Below are 21607 nucleotides of genomic sequence, written 5' to 3' on the forward strand. Positions count from 1 at the left end.
GACGAAGTTTTGCTGCACGGGTGTCGCAGTGGAGCGACAGTGCAGTCAGAGCCGTTTGTCGAGCGAAGGTTCGATCGTTGATTCAGCCAGGCCCCGCCCTGTGCCAGCGGCAAACCCAGTCGCGCAGGGGCAGCAGCAAGCCATGGAAAAAATGCCCCGCGCCAGGAAACACCACCACGGGCAGTTGCTGCGGCCGCGCCCAGTCGAGCACGGCGGCAAGCGGCACCACATCGTCCTGCTCGCCGTGCAGCACCAGCACGGTTTCGGCCAGCGGCGGGGCTCCGGGCGGGCTGACCGGCGGCACCTCGAAACGCGTGACCGCCGTGCCGACCAGGGTGAGGTGTTGCAGCGCGACGCCCTGTTGCTGCAGAGCCTGCGCGCAGCGTGCCGCCACAGCGGCGCCAAAGGAAAACCCGGCCAGCGCCAGCGGCACGGCGGGCAGGTCAACGCCCATCTGCGCGGCAATCTCGGCGCGGAAATGCGCCAGCACCGCGAGCAGGTCGTCGGCTTCACCGATGCCGTGGTCATGCGTTCCGGCAGTCTGCCCCACGCCGCGGAAGTTGGGCCGGACACTCACAAACCCCAGCTGCAGCCAGGCGCGCGCCAGGGTCTGCGCGACCTTGTTGTCCAGCGTGCCGCCGAACAGCGGGTGGGGATGCGCGACCAGTGCCAGGCCACGTGGCGGGCCAGCGGGCCTGTCCACCGCCACTTCGACCGGCCCGACCGGGCCGTCCACCAGGAGCTTGCGGGTCTGGGCGTTCATCGGCGCGCGCTCCGGCTATTTGGCAAGGTCGGGTGCGTCGGGCAGGCGCAGGCGCTCGACCACCTGCCCGCCAAGCAAGTGCGATTGCACGATCTCGTCGATGTCGCTCTGATCGACATAGGTGTACCAGACGCCCTCGGGATAGACCACGCAGACCGGCCCCTCCTCGCAGCGGTCGAGACAGCCCGCGCGGTTGACCCGCACCTTGCCAGCGCCCGCGAGATCAAGGCTCTTGACCGCGGATTTGCAATGCTCGAATGCGGCTTCGGCGCCTCTGGCCGCACAGCAGGGACGAGCCGCGCCGGCCTCACGCTGGTTCAGACAGAAAAAAATGTGATGGGTGTAGTAGCTCATGTGGCAAACCGTCTGTGCTTCAGGGATTGTGGCGCCCGGAACTGAGAGCGCGCACCACAAGATAAATCAGCGCAGCGAACGGCCACAGCCAGCTCAGCCACTGCGGCAGTCCGTACAGCCGGATGAACAGACCCTGGCTCCACGATTGCAGGTTCAGCGCGTAGTACGGCCCGGGGCCGGAAAAATTGATCCACGCCAGCGCCAGCAGCAGGCTCAGCGCGCCTGCGGCGGCACTCCAGCGCGGCGGCAGATAGGTCAGCGGCAAACCGATCATCAGCCCGACCAGAACGCTGCGCAGCGTGGGCACCGTGGCCCAGGCCAGAGCGTGATCGGGACCGAAGCTCAGTGCGGCCGACAGGCTCACGGCGAACAGACCAGACAGGGTGAGCGCCAGCGCCAGCCGCAGCCGGGGCGCACCCGGCCGCAGCAGCGCGGTCAGCAGCAGGATGCTGGCCACCAGCATGGATGCGGTGATGCCGGTCTGTCTCAGCGCGCCGATGGGGGCGAAGTCCGGCAACTGCAGCCCGCTGTTGACGAACCATGCCGACAGGATGCGCCAGGTATCGGTCTCGAACGCGGGCTGCAACAGCGTTGGGCCGATCTGCCCGGTGCCGAACAGCACCGCCGCGGGCCAAAGCAACGCCACCGGCCACAGCGCCAGCAGCAGCAGACCGTAGCCCACATGCGGCGCAAACCAGCGCTCGCGCCACAACCGCAGCAGGGCCGCCAGCCGCAGCCGCGGCAGCAGCCACACGCAGACCGCTGCGCCGAGCATGCCGCCAAGGGAGTTGGTCAGCCAGTCAAGGTTGGACGACACCCGCATCGGCAGAAACGCCTGCGTCGATTCCATGGTGAACGACAGCGCGCTGGCCAGGACGCTTGCGACCAGCCAAGACAGCACGCGCGACCAGCGCGCCGGCAGGGTGCGTGCCAGCAGATAGCCCAGTGGAAAGTAGCCGCCGACATTGATCAGCAGATCGCTTGCGGTGATGAAGCGTGGCAGCGGCGCAAGGACAAAGTCGAAGGGCATCAGGCCCTGCCAGCGCCAATCGGAAAACGGATAGAGGCTGGCGTAGACGATCAGCAGCACATAGCCCGTCAAGGCATAGCGCGAAAAGCGGGAGACCGGGCGTGCTGGATGGGGCGGCGTAGGCATGGAAGACGTGGCGCACGCCTGGACTCGAAACGGGACACGGCGTGCCGCGTCCCGTGGGCATCCTCAGAATGGCTTGATGACGACCAGCGGAATGATGATGAACAGGATGATGGTCGGAATTTCGTTGAACCAGCGGTACCACTTGTGACTGCGGGTATTGGTGCCCTGCTCGAACTGGCGCAGGATGCGCTTGCACCAGAACATGTAGATCACCAGCAGCACGACCAGGGTCACCTTGGCATGAATCCAGCCGTTGCCCGGGCCGTGCAGGCCGATTCCGTAACTAGGATACAGCCACATCACCAGCCCGAGAATGATGGCTGGCCACATCAGGATGTGGGTGAAGCGGTAGAGTTTGCGGCCCATGAGCAGCAGGCGGTCGCGCTCGGCAATGCTGTCCGCCGGCACCATGGCGAGGTTCACGAAAATCCGCGGCAGATAGAACAGACCCGCATACCACGCGATCACGAAGATGATGTGCCAGGTCAGCACCCATTGAAATGCCATTGCAGACTCCCTTGTTCAATCAGAGGGGCAGTGTAAAAGACCTGCCCGGGCGGATTGTTGCCAGGGGGCAAAATGGCGGGGCGATGCACGCATGACAGACAAAAAAATCCCCGGCAGTGCTGGCCGGGGATTCAAGCCTTGGTTCAAGGCCCCGCTCAGGGAGGAGAAGCGGGGGATGGCACATCTTGCAACGCACCATCCACTTGAAAAAGATAGCATTGGCTGCATCAAGTTCCTCTTCCATGCCCATCAAAGATGAAAAACTTTGTGAACCTGCCCGGATTTCCCGGCACCCGCATGCGCCGTCTGCGCCGCGACGACTTCAGCCGCAGACTGGTGCGCGAGCATCGGCTCAGCGCAGACGATCTGATTTATCCCGTGTTCATTCTCGATGGGCAGAAGCAGCGGCAGAGCGTGGCCTCGATGCCGGGCGTGGAGCGTCTGTCCATCGACCAGTTGCTGCCGGTGGCCGGCGAGTGCGTGAAGCTGGGCATTCCGGTGCTGGCGCTGTTCCCGGTGATCGACCCCGCGCTCAAGACTCCGGACGGCGTCGAGGCGACCAACCCCGACGGCCTGGTGCCGCGCGCGGTGCGGGCGCTCAAGGCCGCCTACCCGCAGCTCGGCGTGCTCACCGACGTGGCGCTCGACCCCTACACCTCGCACGGCCAGGACGGCCTGCTCGACGACACCGGCTACATCCTGAACGAGCCCACGGTGGCCATGCTGGTGAAGCAGGCGCTGGCGCAGGCGGCAGCCGGCGTGGACATCGTCGCTCCCAGCGACATGATGGACGGCCGCATCGGCGCGATCCGCCAGGCGCTGGAGGCCGACAGCCACATTCACACCCGCATCATGGCCTACAGCGCCAAGTACGCCAGTGCGTTCTACGGCCCGTTCCGCGACGCCGTGGGCTCGGCCGCCAACCTGGGCAAGGCCGACAAGAAGGTCTATCAGATGGATCCGGGCAACTCCGACGAAGCGCTGCGCGAAGTGGCGCTGGACATCGCCGAGGGAGCGGACATGGTGATGGTCAAGCCGGGCATGCCCTACCTGGACATCGTGCGGCGGGTGAAGGACGAATTCCACATGCCGACCTTCGCCTATCAGGTCAGCGGCGAATACGCCATGCTCAAGGCTGCGGCGCAAAACGGCTGGCTCGACCACGACGCGGTGATGATGGAAAGTCTGCTGGCGTTCAAGCGCGCCGGGGCAGATGGCATCCTCACCTATTTCGCGATCGACGCGGCGCGCAAGCTGCAACACGGCTGAACTGCGGAGCCATGCGATGAAAGTCCGCGTCTGGGATCTGCCGCTGCGCCTGTTTCACTGGCTGCTCGCGGCTTGCGTGACGGTCTCCATCCTTACGGGTCTGATCGGCGGCAACGCGATGCAGTACCACTACTGGAGCAGCTACTGTCTGATCGCGCTGCTGGTGTTCCGGCTGGCGTGGGGCCTGATCGGCAGCCGCCATGCGCGATTCTGGAATTTCGTGCGCGGCCCGCGCGCCATCCTGCGCTATGTGCGCGGCGACGATCCGCGGCCGCCGCATCTGCGCATTGGCCACAACCCGCTGGGCAGCCTGTCGGTGATCGCGCTGCTGCTCGTCGTCAGCCTGCAGGTCATCAGCGGGCTGTTTGCGAACGACGAAATTTTCAACGAAGGCCCGCTGGCCAGCTATGTCAGCGGCCGCACCAGCGCGGTTCTCACCTTCTATCACACCACCATCGGCCAGCCGCTGATCTACGCGCTGGTCGGGCTGCACCTCGCAGCGATTGCCTATTACGCCGTCATCAAGCGCGAAAACCTGATACGCCCCATGCTTACCGGCGACATCGAGACCGTCGCCGGCGCCCCCGCCGCACGCGACACCTGGGCGCTGCGCCTGCTGGCGCTGGTCATCGTGGCTGCAGGCGGCGCACTGGCGTGGTGGATCTCGACCCTGGGCAGCGTCGGCAGTTATTGAAGCCCCCTTCCATCTTCCCCGCGGCGGGGGAGGCGTGCTCACTCCCCTCCCCGCTGGCGGGGAAGGCTGGGGTGGGATGGCCAGCGGCCGAGCACCGCATAGCGCCCCGTGCCGAGCACAGACTGCACCAGCACAAAGTCGCGCACCGGCCAGTGCAGCGGGGAAAAGGCTGCCGGCGCAGTCAGCCTGTCGGCGCGGCGCCCGAGCGTGACATGCGGCGCGTAGGGGCGTGCGTCGAACGGCAGACCGCGGCGTGCAGCCTGCGCAGCCAGTGTCGCATGGACATGGCGCAGACACGGCGGAATCCGGCTGGGCGCAAGGTGCGCGATGCCACCCTGCCGCCACACGGCAGCGCGGTCCAGCAGCAGATCGAAATCGGTCCACTCGCGCGAAACCGCTTCGCCCAGTTCCCGCGCCACCCCGAGCTGATCGACCGGCACGCCGTCCATGAACAGCAGGGTGAGATGCAGCTTGCTGCCTGGCGTCGGCCTTGCCGGTGGCTCCCACGACCAAAGTGCCTGATGACGGCAAAGACGGTCTCGCATGGCGCTGTCCGGCCACAGGGCGAAGAACAGCCGCAGGGTGCTTGGGCTGGAAGCGCAGGACAGCATGGCTCGGGTTGACCTGATGGCGGCGCGGACTTGCGGGGTTGGGGTAAGTTTGCAGTGTCCATGCTATTGAATGCCATGTCATGACGACTTCCGGCCGCACACCGCGCGCGCCGTCTGCGCCGCACAACCCCACCCGCAGGCGCCTGACGGTTGCCCTCGGCCTGGCCGCAGGGGGACCCCTCTGGCGCGGCGGGCCGTCGGCACAGGCCGCTGCGCTTGCGCCATTGCCGCGCTACACCCAGCCGGTCGAGGCAAACTCGCCTCTGGTCGGGCGCATCCTGCAAGGGGGGCAGCAATTCATCTCCCCGCACCAAGTCCTCGACGACTGCGCCCGCGCCGCACTGTGCATGCTGGGCGAACAGCACGATCATCCCGATCACCACGCGGTACAGGCCTGGATCGTCACCGCCCTGGCGCAGCGCGGCCAGCTTGCTGCGCTTGCGCTGGAAATGGCCGATGCAGGCCTGCGCTTCGACGGCCCGCGCGATGCACCCGAGGCCACGGTGCGCGCCAGTCTGCACTGGGACGAGGACGGCTGGCCATGGGCGCTGTACGCCCCGCCGCTCATGGCCGCGGTGCGCGCCGGGGTGCCGGTGGTCGGTGTCAATCTGCCGCAGGCCAGGATGCGCCCCGCCATGCAGCAGGCACGCTGGGACGACAGTGTGCCCCCCGCGGTGCGCCAGCGCATTCTCGACGACGTGGCCGAGAGCCATTGCGGCCTGCTGCCCGCGTCGCAACTGCCCGCCATGGCCCGCATCCAGTTCGCCCGCGACGACAGCATGGCCGCGCACTGCCTGGCGCTGACGCAGCCAGGCAAAACCGTGGTGCTGCTCACCGGCAGCTTTCACGCCAATCGCACCCTGGGCATCGCCCTGCATCTGGCCGCGCACGCTGCACAGACTCCGCCCGGCGTGCCGCGTCCGCTCACGGTGTTCAGCCTGCTGCTGCAGGGCCTTGCCCCCGATCTGCAAGCCGAACGACCATCGGGCTACGACGCCGTGTGGTTCACCCCTGGCACACCGCCGGTCGACCATTGCGCAGAACTGCGCAAGATGATGAAAGGTCAGACCAAGCCTTGACCACCTCTCCGTGACGCGGCACTCCGCGCACTACGCCCGCCGCCGCACCGCGCGCAAAATGCCCTGCAGCAAGTCCTGCGGGCTGGGCGGGCAGCCGGGAATGGTCACGTCCACCGGCAACACTGCAGCCACCCGGCCGCACACCGCATAGCCGCTGCTGTGCACCCCGCAGCCTGCGGCGCAGTCGCCCGCGGCAACCACCAGCTTGGGCTCGGGCATCGCGTCGTAGGTGCGGCGCAGCGCCAGTTCCATGTGGCGCGACACCGGGCCCGTGACCAGCAGCAGGTCGGCATGGCGGGGGCTTGCGACCAGATGGATGCCCAGCCCTTCGAGGTTGTAGTAGGGGTTGGACAAAGCGTTGATTTCCAGCTCGCAGCCGTTGCACGACCCGGCATCGACCACCCGGATCGCCAGAGCGCGGCCGAGCAGCCGCAGCACCTCGGCGTGCAGGCGTTCGACCGCTGGCTCTTGCCCGGCATCGGCCTCGCTGGCAGGAAGCGGCTCGCTGATGCGGCCCACACGGGCGATTTGGCGCAGAGTCTTCCACATGGTTTCAGAGGTCGTGCCCGGAGTACGACAGATTGAACGATTTGTTGATCAGCGGGAAGTCGGCGACGATGTCGCCGATCACCGCCCACTCGATCGCCGGCCAGTTCTGCCACGAGGGGTCGTGCGGATGGCAGCGGGCGATGCGCCCGTCTTCGCCCGCGTGCAGCGCGATCAGCTGCGGCCCGCGCCAGCCCTCGACCAGCCCGATCGCCAGCCCCGGCGCGACGTCGCTCGGCGCATCGGCGCGCACCGCGCCCGCGGGCAGCGACCCGAGCAGCGCATCGGCGAGCGCAAGGCTCGTGAACACTTCGGCAAACCGCACCGCAACCCGTGCGGCGACGTCGCCGTCGTGCGCGAGCGCGACCTCGACCTGCAGCGCCGCATACGGCGCAAACCCGGGCGCGGCGCGCAAATCGAGCGCCTGACCGCTGGCGCGCGCGGCCAGCCCGAGCATTCCCAGGCGCTGCGCCAGCTCTGGCCGCACCCGGCCGGTGGTGCGCAGCCGGTCCTGCAGGCCCTCGTGGTCGTCGATGATGGCCTTGAGTTGCTGCACTTCGCGCCTCAGCGCGGCGTGCTGGTTGCGCAGCGTCGCCGCGCCGGCGTCATCCAGATCGACCGCGACCCCGCCCACTTGCACCGCGTCGAACGGATAGCGCACGCCAAACACCGCGGCGTTGACGCGCAGCAGGTCTTCCTTGAGGCGGCCAAACTGCGCCAGCGCAAAGCCAAAGCCGCCGTCGTTGGCGATCGCGCCGAGGTCGCCGAGATGGTTGGCCAGCCGCTCGCGCTCGAGCAGCAGCGCGCGCAGGTGCAGCGCACGCGGCGGCGGGGTGATGTCGGCCAGCGCTTCCGCGGCCATGCAATACGCCCAGGCGTTGGCCACCGCGCTGTCGCCCGACAGCCGCGCGGCCAGCCGCACGCCCTCAGGCAACGTCAGGCCGGCAAAGCGCCGCTCTACGCCTTTGTGGGTGAAGCCCAGACGCTCTTCGAGCCGCAGGATTTTTTCGCCGACCACGGAAAAGCGAAACTGCCCCGGCTCGATCACCCCGGCGTGCACCGGCCCGACCGGCACCTCGTGCACGCCCTCGCCATCGACCGCGACGAAGGGATAGGCGTCGGCAGCGAGTTCCCCGCACGGCGGCACTTCGACCGCTGCGTCGCCCAGCGGGCGCGCGTCTTCTGCCCAGGCGGTGTGGCGCAGCCAGGGCCGCGGGTCCATGCCCAGCGCATGCAGGCCGCTCAAGTCGCGCAATGCGCGCTGCAGGCGATCGGCCACCGGAAACAGCTCGTGCAGGCCGGGATAGTGCACCGCACCCGCAGGCAGGTCGTGCTGCGCGAGCACGAGCGCACCACCGTCGAGCCATAGCGCATGGACCGCACGCGCCTGCCGATCGGCCCAGAGCGCGAGCAGCCGCGCGCCGCGCTGGTGCAGATCTTGTGCGAGCGCCTGCCATTGCAGCGCATCGACGTGGTGGTGCGACAGCGGCAGGATGGGGCAGGGCGCGCGCATGACTAGCCTCCGATCATCGCCGCAGTGGTGTGCCACCAGCCGACCAGCACCGGCGGAATCCAGAAGCCCAGCAGCAGCACCAGCGCCAGATGCACGAACACCGGCAGCATGTTCGGCGCGTGCGGCAGGCGCTGCAGGCTGCTGCGGCCAAACACCATGCCCTGCGCGCGCAGGAACAGCGCACCAAACGCCACGCCCAGCCCAAACAGCAGCACCGGCGCGGCCCAGGGCTGTTGCTGCATCGCCGTGGTGAGGATGAGGAATTCGCTGGCGAACACGCTGAACGGCGGCATGCCGACGATGGCCAGTACCCCCATCATCAAGCCCCAGCCCAGCGGCGGCGAGACTTCGCGCAAGCCCTCGATCGCGTCGATGCGCTGCGAATGCGCCTTTTGCGCCGCGTGCCCGGTGGTGTAGAAGATGGCGCTCTTGGTCAGCGCGTGGCCGGTCATGTGCAGCAGCGCGGCGAAGTTGGTCACCGGCCCGCCCATGCCAAAGGCGAAGGTGATGATGCCCATGTGCTCGATCGACGAGTACGCGAACATGCGCTTGACATCCTTTTGTCGCCAGATGAGCAGCGCGCCGACCAGCACCGACAGCAGGCCGAACGCCATGAGCATCTGCCCCGGCCAGGCGGCATGCAGGCTGCCGTCGACCAGCGCCTTGCCGCGCATCACCGCGTACAGCGCGACATTGAGCAGCAGCCCGGAAAGCACCGCCGACACCGGGGTGGGCCCTTCGGCGTGCGCATCGGGCAGCCAGGAATGCAGCGGCACCAGACCGACCTTGGTGCCGTAGCCGACCAGCAGGAACACGAAGGCGATGCTGATGATGCCGGGCTCGAGCCGGCCCTTGACCGCGTCCAGATGCGTCCACAGCAGCGCGCTCATGCCCTGCGCGCCCAGCACCCGCTCGGCGGCGAAGTACAGCAGCACGGTGCCGAACAGCGCCAGCGCAATGCCCACGCCGCAGAGGATGAAGTATTTCCACGCCGCCTCCAGGCTGGCCTTGGTGCGATAGAGCGACACCAGCAGTACGGTGGACAGGGTTGCCGCCTCCATCGCCACCCACAGCAGGCCCAGGTTGTTGGTGGTCAGCGCCAGCAGCATGGTGAACATGAACAGCTGGTACATGCTGTGGTAGAGCCGCAGCCGCGCGGGCGTGAGGCGCCCACGATCCTGCTCGATGCGCATGTAAGGCGCAGAGAAAATCGCCGTGGTCAACCCGACAAACGTGGTGAGCGCCACCAGAAACACATTGAACGGATCGAGGAAGAACTGCGCCGCGAGCAGTTGCATCGGGCCGTCCGCGATGACGAGTGCGGTAAGCGCACACGCCGCGGCAAAGGTCGCCGCGCTGGCCGCGATGTTGATCCACGGCGCAAACCACCGATGTCCGAGAAGGGCCAACAGCCCGCCGCCCATCAGCGGCAAAAGAAGTGTTGCGAGCAGCGCTGGCATCAGTCGTCCTTGAGCGATTCCATCTGCTGCAGATCCAGGCTGTCGAACTGCTCGCGGATCTGGAAAAAGAAAATGCCGAGCACGAACACGCCGACCAGCACGTCCAGCCCGATGCCGAGCTCGACCACCATCGGCATGCCTTGCGTGGCGCTGGTGGCGGCAAACAGCAAGGCGTTTTCCATCGACAGAAAACCGACCACCTGCGCGATCGCGGTGTGGCGCACGATCATCATCAAAAACGCCAGCAGCACCAGCGCCAGCGCGATGCCCAGCACCCCGCGCATGTTCGCCCCGGTGAATTGCGCAATCGGCTGCACGACGACGAAAGCGAAAATCACCAGCACGATGCCGAGGAGCTGCAGGCTGGGAATGTTGACCAGCGTTTCCATGTCCCAGTCGGCGCGCAGGCGATGGATGAGCTTGAACAGCACCCACGGCAGGATGATGACCTTGATCACCAGGGTCAATACGGCCGACTGATACAGCTCGGCCTGATGGGTCGAATAGCCCACCACCGCTGCGCTGACCACGAGCAACGCCCCCTGCGCGGCAAACAGAGTCACCAGATTGGCCACCCTCCGCTGCGCCAGCATGGCAAACGACAGCAACAGCAGCAGCGCCGCGCACAGGTGAATGATCTGCACCGGCAGCGGCAGATTCACCAGCGGCGCGATCGCCTGCACGGCGGCAGCAGGAGCGGATGCGGCGGAAATGGCGGGAGCGGTCATCGGCCTGTCCTCAATGCGCCAGCATCAGCCGCACCAGCAGCCCGAGCACCGCGAGCAAAAACGCGGTGGCGAGAAATTCCGGTGCGCGAAACAGCCGCAGCTTGGCGCTGAGCGTCTCGATCAGCGCAATGCCCAGGCCGGCGGCGGCGAGCTTGAGCAGCAACGGCGGCAGCGCCGGCAGCAGCCACAGCAGCCCGTCGGCGCGCCCGGCCATACCCCAGGGCAGGAACAGCGCAAAGCCGATGCAGGCGTAGTTGAACAGCTTCAGGCTGCTCGCCCATTCGATCAGCGCCAGGTGCCGCGCCGAGTATTCGAGCACCATGGCCTCGTGGATCATGGTCAGCTCCAGATGCGTGGTCGGGTTGTCCACCGGAATGCGCGCGTTTTCCGCCAGCAGCACCATGACGAAGGCGACTCCGGCGAACGCCAGGCTGGCGTGCAGCGCGAGCTTTTGCGACTGCAGCGCCTCGGCGATGGTCGGCAGCAGGGTGCTGCCGGTCATCAGCGAAGCGGTGAACACCACCATCAGCAGCGCCGGCTCGGCGAGAAACCCGATCAACATCTCGCGCCGCGACCCCAGGCTGCCGAACGCGGTGCCGATGTCCATCCCGGCGAGCGCGATGAACACCCGCGCGAGCGCGAACAGGCCGACCAGCGCGATCACGTCCGCCGCCTGCGCAAACGGCAGATCGGTCGACAGCGACGGGATGATCGCCGCCGCCGCGACCATGCTGCCGAACAGGATGTACGGAACAAAGCGAAACAGGGCGGTGGCATCGTCGGCCAGCACCGCGTCCTTGCGCAGCAGCTTGGCGATGCGCGCATACGGCTGCCACAGCGGCGGCGCGCTGCGGTTGGACAGCCAGGCGCGGCACTGCGCCACCCAGCCGGAGAACAAGGGCGCCACCGCCACCGACAGCAGCACCGCGACGAGCTGGACGAACAAGGCCGCCGGACCGATCGACAGGTTCATCGGATCACCACCAGCAACAACACCAGCAGGGTGACGAAGCTGTAGAGCAGGTAGATCGCAATCTTGCCCTGCTGCAGCCGCGCCGCCTGCCGCGCCAGCCACAGCACGGCGGCTGCCGCTGGCTGGTACGCCTGCGCCCAGAAGCGGTCGGCCACCTGCACGCGGTAGCGCGGCGCAGCGTCATCGGGGCGCGGCAGCTCGACATGCGTCTGGAAGAACGGCTCGAAAATCCGCCGGATCGGTTGTCCGAAGCCCTCGGCCGTGTCCTGCATGCGCGCGGTCAGCCCCGGCGAGCCGCAGTCCCAGGCGGGCGCACGCCGGCTGCGGCCGTGGTACAGCCGGTGCGTCGCCAGCACGGTGAGCGCGATCACGAACGCGCCGACCAGCAGCACGACCAGCGGGCTGTACGCCGCGCGCTGCGCCGACACCGGCACCAGCCACAGCCAGTTGCCGGTGGGCGCCAGTGGCTGCTGCAACAGCAGCGCGCTGACCTGATCGATGCCGGTGAGCACCGTGCTGGGCAAAAGCCCCAGCAGCACGCAGCCCGCGGCCAGCCACAGCAGACCGGCGCGCTCCAGCCACCCTGGGTCGTGCGACGCGGCGAGCTGCGCCTCGCGCGCGCGGCCGAGAAAGATCACCCCATAGAACTTGACCATCACATACCCGGCCAAGGCCCCGGCGAGCACGAGGACTGCCGCGCCCAGCGGAATGATGAGGTTGAAAAACGGCTGCGGAATCTGCGGCGTGACCAGGAAGGCCTGCAGCAGCAGCCACTCGGCGACAAAGCCGTTGAGCGGCGGCAGCCCGGCGATCGCCAGCGTGCCGACGAGCGCGGTCCATCCCACCCAGGGCATTTGCCGCAGCAGCCCGCCCAGATGCCCCAGGCTGCGCTCGTGCGTGGCGTGCAGCACCGCGCCGGTGGTGAGAAACAGCAGGCTTTTGAAAAACGCGTGGTTGAGCACGTGATAGAGCAAGGCGGCCAGCGCCAGCGCAGCCAGCAGCGGCATGCCCACACCGCGAAACACCAGCGCCAGCCCCATTGCGGCAAAGGCGATGCCGATGTTCTCGATCGAGGAATACGCCAGCAGCCGCTTCATATCGGTCTGCACCGTGGCGAACAGCACGCCGAACAGCGCGCCGAACAGCCCAAGCGCCAGCAGCGGCACACCCCACCACCACAGCGGCGCGTGCAGCAGGTCGAAGCTCACGCGCAGCAGACCGTAGATCGCGGTCTTGAGCATCACCCCGCTCATCAGCGCCGACACCGGCGACGGCGCCGCCGGGTGCGCCTCGGGCAGCCAGATGTGCAGCGGCACCAGCCCCGCCTTGGCGCCAAAGCCGATCACCGCCAGACCGAACGCCACGCTCGCCCACAGCGGCGATAAATGCCCCTGGCGCATCGCCGCGAACGTGAGGCCCGCAGCGCCGCCCTGCATCATCACGCCAAAGCACAGCAGCAGCGCAATCGCGCCGAGGTGCGCAAGCAGCAGATACACATAGCCGGCGCTGCGGATCTCGGCGATGCGGTGTTGCGAAATGACCAGAAAGTACGAGGCCATCGCCATGACCTCCCACGCCAGCATGAAGCCGTAGGCGTCGGCGGCGAGCAGCACCAGGCTCATCGCGGCGAGAAACACGTGGTACTGCATGCCGAGCAGCCCCGGCGCGGTGCCCTCGCCTTCGCGGAAATACCCGGCGGAAAAAATGGAAATCCCCGCGCTGGCTGCGCCGAGCAGCAGCAGGAAAAAGCCCGAGAGGGCATCGAGCCGCAGATGGATCGGCAAGCCCGGCAGACCAATGGGCAGCACCAGATGCTGCGGCGGCACGACCAGCCCGAGCAGACCGACACCTGCGATGACCACGCTGCCTGCCGCGCCCAGCGGAAAGATCACCCGCGCCACCCAGCGCACCGAGCGCGGATGCACGAACCCGGCCAGCCCCATCGACACCCAGGCCGCCGCCACGCCGAGAGCGACGGGGAGCAGCATGGAGTCCTGGTTGGGTTGCATGATGATGCAATTCACATAAGATGTGCATGAAATGTTAATCCTGTTCGCATTCAAATGGAACAACGCACCAGCCGGCTGACCGTGTTGATCGACCCGCAGAAAAAGGCGGTGTTCGAACACCTGTGCGCGCGGGAAGACCAAACCCCGTCGCAGGTGGTGCGGCGGCTGATCCGCGAGTACATCGAGGCGCAGCTCGGGCGGCCGTGGAAACCCGGCGAAACCCCGGAAGACGCGCTGCGCCGCTGAACCCGGTCTGAGCCGCTATGCAGGCGACAATGCCGCATGGACTTTTTCGTTCTGCTGCTCGGCGGCGCGGTGCTGGGGCTGGCCGGGGTGTTCGTGCGCCTGGCCGACACCACGGCCCACCTCGGCCCGTTTGCCAGCGCGTTCTGGCGCATGGCGCTGGCTGCGCCGTGTCTGCTCGCCTGGGCAATGGTGCAGTGGCGGCTGCAGCGCAAACCCCGGGTTGCTGCGCCCGACCCTGACCCCGGGCGAGCGCCGCCGCAAGTTTTCCGCACCCGCCCTGCCCCGCCTGCGCTGCTCGCGCACTGGCCGACCTGGGCGCTGGCGCTGTTTGCCGCGGCGATGTTCGCGCTCGATCTGGTGTTTTTCCACCTGGCGGTGATCACCACCGCGGTCGGCAACGCGACGCTGGAGTCGAATTTCGCGCCGGTGTTCATCACCCTGGCGTTCTGGATCATCACGCGCCATGCGCCCCGGCCGGTGTTCCTCGCCGGGCTGGCGGCGGCGCTCGCGGGCGCCGCGCTGATGATCGGCCCGAACTTCGGCGACCGCTCCGCGCTGCTGGGCGATGCCAGCGGCCTGTTCTCTGCGGTGTTCTACGCCGCGTATCAGGTCGGGATCCAGCAGGCGCGGCAGCGCCTGTCCACCGCGCCGCTGATGGCCGTGGTCACGCTGCTCGCTGCCGTCGTGCTGTGGCCGTTCGCGCTGGCCGAGGGGCGGCTGTGGCCGACTGCGGCGATCGGCTGGGTGTGGGTGATCGGGCTTGCGCTGCTGGTGCAGATCGGCGGGCAGGTGGTCATCGCCTACGCGGTGCGGCGGCTCAACCCGGCGCTGTCGTCGGTCGGCCTGCTGGTGCAGCCGGCAATGGCCGTGGTCTATGCCTGGATCCTGCTCGGCGAGGCGCTCACCGCCGCGCAGCTGCTCGGCGGTAAGCGTTCAGCCAGCGGCGTGATTGCGCTCGAGCTATTGGGTGGGTAGATGCAGCAGCATCAGGCAGCAGTCTTCACGCGTCGGGCAGTGCGCCGCTGCACCGCCTTGGTGGTGTGCGATGGGCATACTGCTGCGACGCACTCGGTGAGGTTCACCGCTGCCAGAAGCATGAACATGATCGCATCGGTTTTCACGTCCAGCAGGTCGTGATCCTGCAGGCGGCTGTAGACGAACGCCAGCAGGTTGGGCTCGGCGTGGGAGTCGATCTGCTGCTGCAGCGCCTGCGCCTGCTGCAGCGTGGTCAAGCCGTCGAGGAAGAGCATCTTCGCCACGAGGCGGTCGAGGCAGCGATCTTGCAGATCCTCGCAGACCATCGGCCATGCATGTCCGCTGATCTTCATCGCCTGGTACACCACGAAGAGGATGTTGAGGATAATCTCGACCTGCTCCAGCCTGGCGCCCAGGCGCGGCAGGACCAGCACACTGGCAAGCAGCGTGGGCTGGTGCGCATGGATCTCGTCGGCGAGCGCCTCGCGCGCGCGCAGATCCATGCGGTCGACGGTGAGGATCGCCTGGGCAACAATGCGCGTGGAGATCCGCTGCGTCATCGGGGCGCGGCCCTGTCCAGGTCCGAGCACAGCGGGTCCTGCCCGAAGTGCTGCGTCCACAGCCTGGGGGTGAGTTCGACCACCCGGGACTGGGGATGTCGGCCCACGCGCTGCAACACGTCGACCAGATAGGTGTACGGGTCGATACCCTGCAGCACGCAGGTGGCGATGAGGCTTTGCAGGATGCCCACATGGCGTGCGCCGACCTCGCTCCAGCAGAACAGCCAGTTGCGCCGCCCCATCGGGATCGGACGCAGCGCGCGCTCGATGTGGTTCGTGTCGATGGGCACCGCCGGGTCATCGATGAACACTGACAGCGCTGCCCGTCGCTCTCGCACGTAGGCCAGCGCTTTGGTCAACGGATTGCTCGGCAGCAGGCCCTGCTGCGCGAACTGCTGCTCGACCCAGGCGAAGAACGCCTGCACCCGCGCCCGGCTGTGGGTGGCGCGATGCGCCAGCTTGGCCGCACCCTCCCACCCGGCGGCGCGGATCTCGGCCTCGATACGGTACAGCGCGGTGATGTGCTGCAAGGCTTGCGTGGCCGCCCGCGGCTCGGCGTCTTGCGCCTCGAAGAACAGGCGCCGCGCGTGCGCCCAGCACTGCGCGTGGGTGACTCCGGTCTGCCTCGCATAGCGGGCATAGGCCGCGTAGCCATCGCTCAGCAGCACCGTGCCACTGGGCAACTGTCCAAGAACTTGGCTCACATGCTCATGGCGGCGCGAGGCGAAGTGGGGGAAGCACACCTCGTCGTGCTCGCCATACACCGGCCAGAAGTACGTGCCCTTCATCTTCCCCGGCCCGGCGCGGCCGGCCTTGATCGGGGTCTCGTCCATCGTGATCACATGCCCGCCCAGGATCGAGGCCAGCTGCGCATCCACGATGGGCTCGAGCAGCGCCGCAGTCTGCTGCATGAGCTGGGTCAACCAGGCCCGGCTGAGCTTGAAGCCGGCATCGGCCAGCCGCTGATGCTGGCGGTACAGCGGCAGGTGGTAGCGGAACTTGTCCACCGCCATGCCGGCGACGAAACTCACGTCGGCGCGGCTGCCCTCGAACACGCTGGCCGGCGCCGGCGCGCAGTGCAGGGTCGCGGTGTCGAGCCGCTTGATCACCGGGCGCACGTACTTGAGCGCCACATAGGCGCCCGGGCGCTGCGCCAGGCGGTAGCTGACCTTCTCGCCGATGACCTCGTACTCCTCGGCACGCAACCCCTGCGCCTGGGCGCACGGCAGGTGGATGACCTGCACCTCGACCCGCTCGGCGTCGAAGAACGCCGTCGCGTCCTGGTCGCCAGCACAATCTGTCGTGCGTGCGCGCCGCGTGTGCCCGGCCACTTGGCGTCCAGCCTCGGGGGCTTGTGGCGGGATCGGCAGATCACCCAGAATCTGGCCGAGATGAAGTTGCTGCGCATCGGCCACGCTCTGCAGCCGTTCGCTCTTGCTGCCGAAGATCTGTCGCCTGAACCACGCCAGTTGCCGCTGCTGCTCAACGATGGTCTGCGCTTGCGATTGCAGCAACCGCACGAGAGCCTCAACCGCCATGCCCGCCACGATCTGGGCGGTATAGGTCTGCACTTGAGCGGGGTCTGCACGCATGAAAGCATTGTGCCCATGGCAAAGCCCGAAGGGAATCGGGCTTTGCCACATTGCAAAACCCGTTATCGCCACTCCACGTGTCGATGCCGCTTGAACTGCCGCGTCACCTGCAGCCCCTCGAGCAGGAGCTTGAGCGCGGTGAAGTCGATCTCGGCGCTGCGCTGCCCGCCCCAGTCGCGCACAAAGCGGCCGGCCTCCAGCCGTTTGCTCCACACGCACCAGCCGCTGCGATCGAAGTACAGCACCTTGATCTGGTCAGCCCGACGGTTCGCGAACACGAACAGATGCCCGCCCAGCGGGTCGACCTCAAAGCCCTGGCGCGCCAGCGCGTACAGCCCGTCGTAGGACTTGCGCATGTCGGCAGGCTGCCCATACAAGAAGACCCGGATGCGCCCCTCAGGAAAGAACATCAGCGGCGCACCAGATGCAGGCTCATGCCGCCGCCCAGGTCCAGCCGCAACTCCATGGGCGCATGCATGCCGCCGGTACCGACTTCGCCCAACTCGATGAACCCCGCGGCACGCTGCTCCATACGCCCAGTCTTGGCCGTCACGGGCGCAGCCTTCACCTTGCCCGACAGCCGCTCACGCCAGCGCCGATAGCTGCTCACACACACTCGCTCCTGCCGACAAAAGCTCTTGAGCGTCAGCCCCGAGGCCGGGAAACGCTCAATCACGTCGCGCCAGCACGCCTCGTCCAGGTGCCGCCGCCGCTTGACCTCGGCCACCTCTGCCGCGTCGTTCTCCATCTCGAATGTCTCCTCATCCCTGCGATGGGAAACATTCTTCGTGGGATCCGAAACGAACGAAAGAACGCCGCTGGCTTACCGGTTACGCTCGGCGCGGGTCTGGTGCTCGCGGGCATCTACCTGGCGCGCAGAGGGATGTGTTGACATCCTCCCCAGCCTGACGGGCGAGGATTCCCATGCTGTCGTTGCATGTCCGCCGTGTCCTCGCGGGCACGGATTTCTGCCTCAACGCGGCGCTTGCTATGCGGGAACCAGTCCCGCACCCGCAGCCACCGCTCCGCAGACTATCCCCCAGCGTCCCTGGGTTCATCGATTCTGAGCGCCGCAGCGCCTGCTTTGACCGCAAGGGCTGCTGCCAGGATGTTCTTCGCCGCGTTCACGTCGCGGTCGTGAAGCTGCCCGCACGATGGACACGTCCAGCGGCGCGTTGACAAGGCGAGCTTGGACAGCACATGACCGCAGGCACCGCAGCGCTTGCTGCTCGGATACCAGCGGTCGATCGCGATGACCTCCCGACCGGCCCACTGCGCCTTGTGTTCGATCTGTCGGCGCAGTTCCGCGAAACCTGCGTTCAGCACGGCGCGGTTCAAGCCGGCCTTCTGGCGCACGCGCCTGCCCGGCTGCTGCGCCGTGCCACGGGCGCTTGCCGTCATGCCGCGCACGGCCAGATCCTCGATCGCGATCACTTGGTTCTCGCGCACGATTCGAGTGGTGAGTTTGTGTTGCCAGTCGCGGCGGATTGCAGCGATGCGCTCTTGCACCCGTGCGACCTTGCGACTGGCCTTGCGCAGGTTGTTCGACACCGGCAGGCGCTGGCCCTTGGCCAGCGGGGCGTTGGGCGTCAGGCCCATGCGCACCTTGGCCGCAGCGATCTTGCGCCGCTGCGCGCGCTGATACCGGCGCTTGCGGGCCTCCAGATCCACAAGCCGCCGCGGCAGGCGGTGCACGCCGCCGCTGGAGTCCACAATCGCGCCGGTGTTCATGTCCAGGCCGATCTGCGCGGACGATGCGGGCAGAGGTTGCATGGTTTCCTCAACCAGCAACGAGACGTAGTAGCGCCCGGCGGATGTGCGCGTGACCGTCACGCTCGACGGCTGCGCGCCTTCTGGCAGCGGACGGCTCCAGCGCACATCGAGCGGCGCGTCGTGCTTGGCCAGCGTGAGCTTGCCATCACGCAGCGCAAAACCATTGCGCATGTAACTGGCCGACTGCACGCTGTCGCGCCGGGATTTGAACGCCGGATACGCAGCACGCTTGGAGAAGAAGTTGCCAAACGCACGGTCAAGATGCCGCAGCGCCTGTTGCAGCGCGACGTTGCTCACTTCGCCAAGCCACGCCCGCTCGGGTGTCTTCTTGAGGTGCGTGAGGGCAAGTGCCAGGTCTTTGTAGTACAGGCGCTGCTGGCGGTCGTAGAACGCTCGCGTGCGCTCTTCCAGACCCCAGTTGTACACCACGCGCACACACCCGAACGTCCTTGCAAGCTGCTCGGCTTGCTCAGGCGTCGGGTAGAAGCGGTAGCGATAGGCGCGCTGGACTTGCATTGCGGCACAGTAACACGCAGCCAGTTCGCGTGTCAAAAATGAGGCGTCTTGCGCCGCCGCACCATCCTTCCACGCCCTGAACGGCGGGGTCTGTCGCGCAACTGATCAGCGGTGCGGCCTTGCTGGCGGGGCGATGGTGCCATCGATCGGCCGCAGGTTGGAGCCGAGCACCTCGCGTGCGTCGAACACGAAACACCCGCCTTGGTAGTGAGCGCCGCCGACCTGCTCGAAATACTTGAGGATGCCGCCTTCGAGCTGATAGACGTGGTCGATGCCGCAGTCCTGCATGAGCAGCGCGGCCTTCTCGCAGCGGATGCCGCCGGTGCAGAAGGTCACCACGGTCTGTCCGGCAAAGTCGGCGGCATGGGCTTGCACCGCAGGGGCAAACTCGCTGAACTTGCCGATGCGCAGGTCGATGCTGCCGGAAAAGCTGCCAAGGTCGCACTCGAAGGCGTTGCGGGTGTCGAGCAGCACCACGGGGCGGCCAGCGTCGTCGCAACCCGCGTCGAGCCAGGCCTTGAGGCGCTCGGGGGTCACCGCAGGCGCGCGGCCCGCCTCGGGGCGGATCTGCGGGCGGTGCAGGGTGATGATCTCGCGCTTGATTTTCACCTTCATGCGCTTGAAGGGCTGGGTCTGCGAGAGCGACTCTTTCGGCGTCAGATCGGCCAGACTGGGGGCGGCGCGCAGCGTGGCCATCACCGCATCGATGGCGCTGCGTGACCCCGCAAGAAACAGGTTGATGCCCTCGGGCGCGAGCAGGATGGTGCCCTTGAGCTGCAGCGCGTCGCACTGCGCCTTGAGCCGCGCCTGCCAGCCGGGCAGATCATCGAGGCGAACGAACTTGTAACAGGAGATGTTGACCACGGCGGGCGTGGCGTTGGTTAGCGGTGTCGTCATGGCGGCCATTATCGGGCGGTACCATCGCCCGGCCTACCTCGCTCCCGTACATCCCCATGACTGACAGCGCCCGCCCCAATCAATTCGCCCTGCTCGGCCAGCGTCGCTTCGCGCCGTTTTTCTGGACGCAGTTCGGCGGCGCGGGCAACGACAATCTGTTCAAGTTCGCGTTCACGGTGATGGTGGCGTATCGCGCCGAGGCAGCCAGCGCGCTGTCCACCGGACTGATGGTCAACCTCATCGCCGCGCTCTACATCCTGCCCTTTGTCCTGTTCTCGGCCACCAGCGGGCAACTGGCAGACAAGTTCGACAAGGCGGTGCTGATGCGCCGGGTCAAGACCCTGGAAATCGCCATCATGGCGCTCGCGCTGTGGGGGTTCGTTGCGGGCAATATTGCGGCGCTGCTGGTCTGCACCTTTGGCATGGGGCTGCATTCCACCCTGTTCGGCCCGGCCAAGTATGCCTACCTGCCGCAGCACCTGAACACGGCGGAACTGACCGGCGGCAACGGCATGACCGAAATGGGCACATTCGTCGCCATCCTGCTCGGCAATCTCGCCGGCGGGCTGCTGATGAGCTTCGGGAGCGGGCCGCTGCTGGCCGGGCTGGCCTGTGTGGCGGTGGCGCTGCTGGGCTGGCTGGCTGCGCGCTTCATCCCCGCGACCCCGCCGGTGGACCCGCAGTTGCGCATCAACTGGAACCCGTTGACCGAAACCGCGCGCAACATCAGGCTGGCCGCGGCCGACCGCACCGTGCTGCAGGCGCTGCTGGCGATTTCGTGGATGTGGTTCTACGGCGTGGCGTTTCTCACCCAGTTTCCGGTGTTCGCCAAGGACGTGCTCGGCGGCAACGAGGCGGTGGCTTCGCTGCTGCTGGCGGTGTTTTCGGTGGGCATCGCGTTCGGGTCGCTCGCCTGCGAGTGGCTGGCGCGCGGGCGGGTGGAAATCGGCCTGGTGCCGCTGGGCGCGATCGGCATGACCGCGTTCGGCGTCGATCTGTACTTCGCGGTGCAGGGCCTGCCGCACGCTGCGGCGCTGCAGGATGTCGCAGCGTTCGTGCAGCAGCGCGCGCACTGGCGGGTGATGCTCGACCTGTTCCTGCTGTCGGCCAGCGCCGGGGTGTACAGCGTGCCGCTGTACGCGCTGATCCAGCACCACACCCCGATCACGCACCGCTCGCGGGTGATTGCGGCCAACAACATCCTCAACGCGATTTACATGGTGGTGTGCGCGGGCTATTGCGCCGCGCTGCTGGCGGCAGGGGTGAGCGTGCCTGCGCTGCTGCTGAGCGTGGCGCTGCTCAATGCGGCAGCGGCGCTGTGGCTGGTCTGGCGCCAGCCGCTGTACGGCCAGCGCTTCCTGGCCTGGGCGCGGCAGCGGGCTTGAG

At 67.3% G+C, this 21607-nt stretch carries 22 protein-coding genes and 1 pseudogene; 6 read left to right on the plus strand and 17 right to left on the minus strand.

All coding sequences use genetic code 11. From position 1 onward, the window contains the following. Nucleotides 1-82: 82 nt before the first annotated feature. The 4 genes from AC1ZQA_RS14310 to AC1ZQA_RS14325 form a co-directional block, all read right to left on the minus strand. Complete coding sequence (locus AC1ZQA_RS14310; protein WP_482677514.1) at nucleotides 83-763, minus strand: alpha/beta hydrolase; 681 nt, start codon at nucleotides 761-763, stop codon at nucleotides 83-85. Nucleotides 764-778: 15 nt separating this feature from the next. Beyond that, nucleotides 779-1117, minus strand: coding sequence for a (2Fe-2S) ferredoxin domain-containing protein (locus AC1ZQA_RS14315; RefSeq protein ID WP_482677515.1), 339 nt, complete (start codon nucleotides 1115-1117; stop codon nucleotides 779-781). Between the two features lie 19 nt (nucleotides 1118-1136). After that, a complete protein-coding gene (locus AC1ZQA_RS14320; RefSeq protein ID WP_482677516.1) occupies nucleotides 1137-2273 on the minus strand; it encodes a VanZ family protein in 1137 nt (378 codons plus the stop codon). Nucleotides 2274-2336: 63 nt separating this feature from the next. Next, entirely contained in the window at nucleotides 2337-2780 is a 444-nt protein-coding gene (locus AC1ZQA_RS14325) for a CopD family protein (protein WP_482677517.1), read from the minus strand. A gap of 255 nt (nucleotides 2781-3035) precedes the next feature. Between AC1ZQA_RS14325 and hemB the strand changes: the two genes are divergently transcribed. Further along, the gene (gene hemB, locus AC1ZQA_RS14330) at nucleotides 3036-4049 is read left to right on the plus strand and encodes a porphobilinogen synthase (RefSeq protein WP_482677518.1); all 1014 of its coding nucleotides are present in this window, start codon (nucleotides 3036-3038) and stop codon (nucleotides 4047-4049) included. Nucleotides 4050-4065: 16 nt separating this feature from the next. Beyond that, a complete protein-coding gene (locus AC1ZQA_RS14335; RefSeq protein WP_482677519.1) occupies nucleotides 4066-4743 on the plus strand; it encodes a cytochrome b/b6 domain-containing protein in 678 nt (225 codons plus the stop codon). Nucleotides 4744-4781: 38 nt separating this feature from the next. Here AC1ZQA_RS14335 and AC1ZQA_RS14340 read toward each other — a convergent pair whose 3' ends face one another. Beyond that, the gene (locus tag AC1ZQA_RS14340) at nucleotides 4782-5354 is read right to left on the minus strand and encodes a 2'-5' RNA ligase family protein (protein ID WP_482677520.1); all 573 of its coding nucleotides are present in this window, start codon (nucleotides 5352-5354) and stop codon (nucleotides 4782-4784) included. Between the two features lie 80 nt (nucleotides 5355-5434). On the opposite strand from AC1ZQA_RS14340, the gene AC1ZQA_RS14345 reads away from it, so the two are divergent. Continuing rightward, nucleotides 5435-6433 carry a ChaN family lipoprotein gene (locus AC1ZQA_RS14345; RefSeq protein ID WP_482677521.1) on the plus strand — a complete coding sequence of 333 codons (999 nt, stop codon included), beginning with the start codon at nucleotides 5435-5437 and terminating at the stop codon, nucleotides 6431-6433. Between the two features lie 30 nt (nucleotides 6434-6463). Here the strand turns inward: AC1ZQA_RS14345 and AC1ZQA_RS14350 are convergent, their stop codons facing one another. The 6 genes from AC1ZQA_RS14350 to hyfB are packed head-to-tail and all read right to left on the minus strand — an operon-like array spanning nucleotide 6464 to nucleotide 13641. Beyond that, nucleotides 6464-6982, minus strand: coding sequence for an NADH-quinone oxidoreductase subunit B family protein (locus AC1ZQA_RS14350; protein ID WP_482677522.1), 519 nt, complete (start codon nucleotides 6980-6982; stop codon nucleotides 6464-6466). A gap of 4 nt (nucleotides 6983-6986) precedes the next feature. Next, entirely contained in the window at nucleotides 6987-8492 is a 1506-nt protein-coding gene (locus AC1ZQA_RS14355) for a hydrogenase large subunit (protein ID WP_482677523.1), read from the minus strand. Nucleotides 8493-8494: 2 nt separating this feature from the next. Continuing rightward, on the minus strand, nucleotides 8495-9952 hold the full coding sequence (locus AC1ZQA_RS14360) for a hydrogenase 4 subunit F (RefSeq protein WP_482677524.1): 1458 nt from the start codon (nucleotides 9950-9952) through the stop codon (nucleotides 8495-8497). Continuing rightward, entirely contained in the window at nucleotides 9952-10680 is a 729-nt protein-coding gene (locus tag AC1ZQA_RS14365; RefSeq protein ID WP_482677525.1) for a formate hydrogenlyase, read from the minus strand. Before AC1ZQA_RS14365 ends, AC1ZQA_RS14360 begins: the two co-directional genes overlap by 1 nt. A 10-nt stretch (nucleotides 10681-10690) precedes the next feature. Continuing rightward, nucleotides 10691-11653 (minus strand): respiratory chain complex I subunit 1 family protein, encoded by a 963-nt coding sequence (locus tag AC1ZQA_RS14370; protein WP_482677526.1) that lies wholly within the window; start codon nucleotides 11651-11653, stop codon nucleotides 10691-10693. Further along, nucleotides 11650-13641, minus strand: coding sequence for a hydrogenase 4 subunit B (gene hyfB, locus AC1ZQA_RS14375; protein WP_482677527.1), 1992 nt, complete (start codon nucleotides 13639-13641; stop codon nucleotides 11650-11652). The genes AC1ZQA_RS14370 and hyfB overlap by 4 nt, the downstream gene beginning before the upstream one ends. 75 nt (nucleotides 13642-13716) lie before the next feature. Between hyfB and AC1ZQA_RS14380 the strand changes: the two genes are divergently transcribed. Both AC1ZQA_RS14380 and AC1ZQA_RS14385 read left to right on the plus strand, forming a co-directional pair. After that, complete coding sequence (locus AC1ZQA_RS14380; RefSeq protein WP_482677528.1) at nucleotides 13717-13908, plus strand: ribbon-helix-helix protein, CopG family; 192 nt, start codon at nucleotides 13717-13719, stop codon at nucleotides 13906-13908. Nucleotides 13909-13944: 36 nt separating this feature from the next. Beyond that, nucleotides 13945-14883, plus strand: a complete 939-nt coding sequence (locus tag AC1ZQA_RS14385) for a DMT family transporter (RefSeq protein WP_482677529.1) — start codon at nucleotides 13945-13947, stop codon at nucleotides 14881-14883. Between the two features lie 11 nt (nucleotides 14884-14894). Here the strand turns inward: AC1ZQA_RS14385 and AC1ZQA_RS14390 are convergent, their stop codons facing one another. From AC1ZQA_RS14390 to AC1ZQA_RS14415, 6 genes are all read right to left on the minus strand, one after another. Beyond that, nucleotides 14895-15443 carry a hypothetical protein gene (locus AC1ZQA_RS14390; protein WP_482676860.1) on the minus strand — a complete coding sequence of 183 codons (549 nt, stop codon included), beginning with the start codon at nucleotides 15441-15443 and terminating at the stop codon, nucleotides 14895-14897. Then, entirely contained in the window at nucleotides 15440-17035 is a 1596-nt protein-coding gene (tnpC, locus tag AC1ZQA_RS14395; protein ID WP_482676861.1) for an IS66 family transposase, read from the minus strand. The genes AC1ZQA_RS14390 and tnpC overlap by 4 nt, the downstream gene beginning before the upstream one ends. A gap of 62 nt (nucleotides 17036-17097) precedes the next feature. Continuing rightward, nucleotides 17098-17445 (minus strand): IS66 family insertion sequence element accessory protein TnpB, encoded by a 348-nt coding sequence (tnpB, locus tag AC1ZQA_RS14400; protein ID WP_482676862.1) that lies wholly within the window; start codon nucleotides 17443-17445, stop codon nucleotides 17098-17100. Next, nucleotides 17445-17783, minus strand: a complete 339-nt coding sequence (gene tnpA, locus AC1ZQA_RS14405; protein ID WP_482676863.1) for an IS66 family insertion sequence element accessory protein TnpA — start codon at nucleotides 17781-17783, stop codon at nucleotides 17445-17447. The genes tnpB and tnpA overlap by 1 nt, the downstream gene beginning before the upstream one ends. A 284-nt stretch (nucleotides 17784-18067) precedes the next feature. After that, nucleotides 18068-19324, minus strand: coding sequence for an RNA-guided endonuclease InsQ/TnpB family protein (locus AC1ZQA_RS14410; protein WP_482677530.1), 1257 nt, complete (start codon nucleotides 19322-19324; stop codon nucleotides 18068-18070). 105 nt (nucleotides 19325-19429) lie between these two features. Next, entirely contained in the window at nucleotides 19430-20221 is a 792-nt protein-coding gene (locus AC1ZQA_RS14415; protein WP_482677531.1) for a sulfurtransferase, read from the minus strand. Nucleotides 20222-20277: 56 nt separating this feature from the next. Between AC1ZQA_RS14415 and AC1ZQA_RS14420 the strand changes: the two are divergent. Further along, nucleotides 20278-21600 (plus strand): annotated as a pseudogene (locus tag AC1ZQA_RS14420) (MFS transporter); the annotation flags it as partial. Between the last annotated feature and the right edge of the window lie 7 nt (nucleotides 21601-21607).

It is taken from the genome of Thiomonas sp. DCM-2 (assembly GCF_056820905.1).

Coding starts and splice junctions, on each gene's coding strand:
- tnpB (WP_482676862.1), bottom strand. CDS start 17,445: ATGTTCTTTCCTGAGGGGCGCATCCGGGTCTTCTTGTATGGGCAGCCT.
- AC1ZQA_RS14385 (WP_482677529.1), top strand. CDS start 13,945: ATGGACTTTTTCGTTCTGCTGCTCGGCGGCGCGGTGCTGGGGCTGGCC.
- AC1ZQA_RS14310 (WP_482677514.1), bottom strand. CDS start 763: ATGAACGCCCAGACCCGCAAGCTCCTGGTGGACGGCCCGGTCGGGCCG.
- AC1ZQA_RS14360 (WP_482677524.1), bottom strand. CDS start 9,952: ATGCCAGCGCTGCTCGCAACACTTCTTTTGCCGCTGATGGGCGGCGGG.
- AC1ZQA_RS14325 (WP_482677517.1), bottom strand. CDS start 2,780: ATGGCATTTCAATGGGTGCTGACCTGGCACATCATCTTCGTGATCGCG.
- AC1ZQA_RS14315 (WP_482677515.1), bottom strand. CDS start 1,117: ATGAGCTACTACACCCATCACATTTTTTTCTGTCTGAACCAGCGTGAG.
- AC1ZQA_RS14350 (WP_482677522.1), bottom strand. CDS start 6,982: ATGTGGAAGACTCTGCGCCAAATCGCCCGTGTGGGCCGCATCAGCGAG.
- AC1ZQA_RS14415 (WP_482677531.1), bottom strand. CDS start 20,221: ATGACGACACCGCTAACCAACGCCACGCCCGCCGTGGTCAACATCTCC.
- hemB (WP_482677518.1), top strand. CDS start 3,036: ATGAAAAACTTTGTGAACCTGCCCGGATTTCCCGGCACCCGCATGCGC.
- AC1ZQA_RS14380 (WP_482677528.1), top strand. CDS start 13,717: ATGGAACAACGCACCAGCCGGCTGACCGTGTTGATCGACCCGCAGAAA.
- AC1ZQA_RS14390 (WP_482676860.1), bottom strand. CDS start 15,443: ATGACGCAGCGGATCTCCACGCGCATTGTTGCCCAGGCGATCCTCACC.
- hyfB (WP_482677527.1), bottom strand. CDS start 13,641: ATGCTGCTCCCCGTCGCTCTCGGCGTGGCGGCGGCCTGGGTGTCGATG.
- AC1ZQA_RS14340 (WP_482677520.1), bottom strand. CDS start 5,354: ATGCTGTCCTGCGCTTCCAGCCCAAGCACCCTGCGGCTGTTCTTCGCC.
- AC1ZQA_RS14345 (WP_482677521.1), top strand. CDS start 5,435: ATGACGACTTCCGGCCGCACACCGCGCGCGCCGTCTGCGCCGCACAAC.
- AC1ZQA_RS14355 (WP_482677523.1), bottom strand. CDS start 8,492: ATGCGCGCGCCCTGCCCCATCCTGCCGCTGTCGCACCACCACGTCGAT.
- AC1ZQA_RS14320 (WP_482677516.1), bottom strand. CDS start 2,273: ATGCCTACGCCGCCCCATCCAGCACGCCCGGTCTCCCGCTTTTCGCGC.
- AC1ZQA_RS14335 (WP_482677519.1), top strand. CDS start 4,066: ATGAAAGTCCGCGTCTGGGATCTGCCGCTGCGCCTGTTTCACTGGCTG.
- AC1ZQA_RS14370 (WP_482677526.1), bottom strand. CDS start 11,653: ATGAACCTGTCGATCGGTCCGGCGGCCTTGTTCGTCCAGCTCGTCGCG.
- AC1ZQA_RS14365 (WP_482677525.1), bottom strand. CDS start 10,680: ATGACCGCTCCCGCCATTTCCGCCGCATCCGCTCCTGCTGCCGCCGTG.
- tnpC (WP_482676861.1), bottom strand. CDS start 17,035: ATGCGTGCAGACCCCGCTCAAGTGCAGACCTATACCGCCCAGATCGTG.
- tnpA (WP_482676863.1), bottom strand. CDS start 17,783: ATGGAGAACGACGCGGCAGAGGTGGCCGAGGTCAAGCGGCGGCGGCAC.
- AC1ZQA_RS14410 (WP_482677530.1), bottom strand. CDS start 19,324: ATGCAAGTCCAGCGCGCCTATCGCTACCGCTTCTACCCGACGCCTGAG.